Below are 2,365 nucleotides of genomic sequence, written 5' to 3'. Positions count from 1 at the left end.
GGCACCGCGGCGCGCCGGGATGGCACGGGCGGCGTGCGCTGCCGCACCCGTCGCGCCGGCGCCCTGGCGCCGGCCGTGGCGGCGCCGGCGCCGCGCATGGCAGGATCGCATCGCTCGACGGAGGCGCGGCGATGGGCGGCGATGCGATGGGCAGGCTCTGGGGCTTCCTCGGCCAGGCGAGGAACCGGGCGATCCTGGGCTGGATCGGCAGCGGCCTCGCCGTGGCGGCGGCGGGGGTTTGGGCGGTGGTCACCTTCGCCTTCCCGGACCGGCCGGCCGCGCCCGGCGCGGGCGTCGCCTGCGCCCAGCAGGGGATCGCGGCGGGGCGCGACGCCTCGCACAATACCATCACGGTTAACGGTGCCGGCAATGCCGGGTCGCTCGCATGCGCCGACGCCGGCCGGAAGTAGCGGCCGGGCTGCTGGCCCTGCTGCTCGGCGGCGCGCCGGGCGCTGCCCAGGCGCAGCCGCGGAGCGAGGCGCGCGACTGCGCCATCGCGGCCGGGCGGGACGCCACCGGCAACCAGATCACCTGCAATTTCGGCCTGACCCCGGAGCAGGTGCAGGACGCGGCCAGGGCGGCGGCGAGCGGCACGAGCACGGCCCTGGCGGCCGTCATCGCCGATCTCGGCGGCCGGCTGGGCGTCAGCGAGGCGGCGATGCGGAGCCTGCTGCGCATCGTCGGCGAGCAGGACGTGCCGCTCGACCGGATCAACGAGACGCTGGGCCGCGTCGCCGCCAGCTACCGGCAACTGCGCGAGCAGGCCGCAGCGCTCGATCCCGCCGACCCGGTGGCGCGGCCGCTGGTGGAGCAGGCGCGGGCGGCGATCGCCGCCGGCGAACTCGCGCGCGCCCGCGCCCTGTTGCGCGAGGCGACCGCGGCGCAGCTCGACGCCGCCCGGCGGGCGCGGGCGCTGCGCGACAAGGCGGCGGCGGCCGAGCGGGCGCAACTCGCCGAGGCCGCGGCGACCATCGCCACCCAGGGCGAGGTCGCGGCCACCGAGGAACGCTTCCTGGAGGCGGCGGAGCTCTTCGCCCAGGCCGCCGATCTGGCGCCGCCCGACCGCGCCGCCGAGGCGATCGGCTACCGCGAGCGCCAGGCCTCGCTGCTGGTCGCGGAGGGGGTCAATCGGGGCGACAACGCCGCGCTGGCCGCCGGCATCGAGACTTGGCGCCGGGTCGTCGATGGCCGCAGCCGCGAGCGGGAGCCGATCAACTGGGCCAAGGCGCAGGGCGGCCTTGCCAGCGGGCTCGTGCCACTCGGCATGCGGGAGGACGGCGCGACCGGCACGGCCCGCATCGAGGAGGGCATTCTCGCGCTGCGCGCGGCGCTGGAGGCAACGACCCGGGAGCGCGATCCGGAGGCATGGTCCGAAACTCAGGCATTGCTCGGCGCCGCTCTCGTGGTGATCGGCACGCGGACGCAGGACACGGCGCGGATGAAGGAGGCGGTCGTCGCGCTGCGGGCGGTGCAGGAAGCGCGGCCGCGCGAAAGGGCGCCGCTCAAATGGGCGAATGTCCAGCAGCTGCTGGCGCAGGCGCTGATGTTCGTCGGGTTGCAGGAGGGCGGGACGGCGCAGCTGGAGGAGGCGCTCCAGGCAGTCCGTGCGTCCCTGGAGGAGGTGCGGCGCGACCGCGACCCGATGCAATGGGCGATGACCCAGATCGGCCTCGGCAACGTCCTCATGATCCACGGGATACAGGCGGACGACAGGGCCTCGCTTGAGGCGGCGGCCACGGCCTTCCGGGCGGCGCAGGAGGAGGCGACGCGCGAGCGGTCGCTGGGCCAATGGTCGAGCGCGCAGATGGCGCTCGGCTTCGTCCTCTTCCGCCTCGGCCGGCAGGAGGACGGGACAGCACGTCTCGAGGCGGCGGTGCGCGCCCTCGACGATTACCTCGCGGTGGGTGCGCCCTTCGGGCCGGAGCAGTACCTGCGGAACGCCCGCGCCAATCGTGACCGCGCGCTGCAGGAGATCGAGCGTCGCCAAGGGCGCTGAGCCGGTCGCCCGCCGGCCGGCAGGCCGGGACGCGTCATGCCGGATGCGGCCGGCCGGCGCCGCCGTTCCGGCCCGCCGGCCGCCACGGCGGGCCACGGCCCCGATCTTGTCTTGACTTTTTTCCTATTTTCCTGTTTCGTTCCTGCCCCTTGTTGGCCCGGAGCCCCCATGCGCCGCCCCCGCTTCGACCCCGGCATCCCGCCCGAGATCCTGCCCCCCGACTTCGCCATCGGCCACGACCTGCACAACTACCTCTATTTCCGCCCGACCTTCGGCCTGCTCGCGCCGCAGCCCTGGGCGCCGCTCGCCGATGCCGAATGGGCCGCCCTCCGGCCCTTTCTCGCCGAGCACGGCTGCGGCGTCTCGGAC

At 75.6% G+C, this 2,365-nt stretch carries 1 protein-coding gene and 2 pseudogenes; all 3 read left to right on the top strand.

Annotation, left to right across the window (positions count from 1 at the left end):
* Nucleotides 1–410, top strand: a pseudogene (locus tag E2C06_RS36135) (hypothetical protein); the annotation flags it as partial.
* Nucleotides 386–1,996 (top strand): coiled-coil domain-containing protein, encoded by a 1,611-nt coding sequence (locus E2C06_RS40555; RefSeq protein ID WP_277751923.1) that lies wholly within the window; start codon nt 386–388, stop codon nt 1,994–1,996. The pseudogene E2C06_RS36135 and the gene E2C06_RS40555, both read left to right, overlap by 25 nt.
* A gap of 168 nt (nt 1,997–2,164) precedes the next feature.
* Nucleotides 2,165–2,365, top strand: a pseudogene (locus E2C06_RS36125) (hypothetical protein); the annotation flags it as partial.

It is taken from the genome of Dankookia rubra, from assembly GCF_004355005.1.
GTDB lineage: Bacteria > Pseudomonadota > Alphaproteobacteria > Acetobacterales > Acetobacteraceae > Paracraurococcus > Paracraurococcus ruber_A.
The sequence above is the reverse complement of the archived record's forward strand: the minus strand, read 5'-3'. Positions and strand labels throughout refer to the sequence as shown.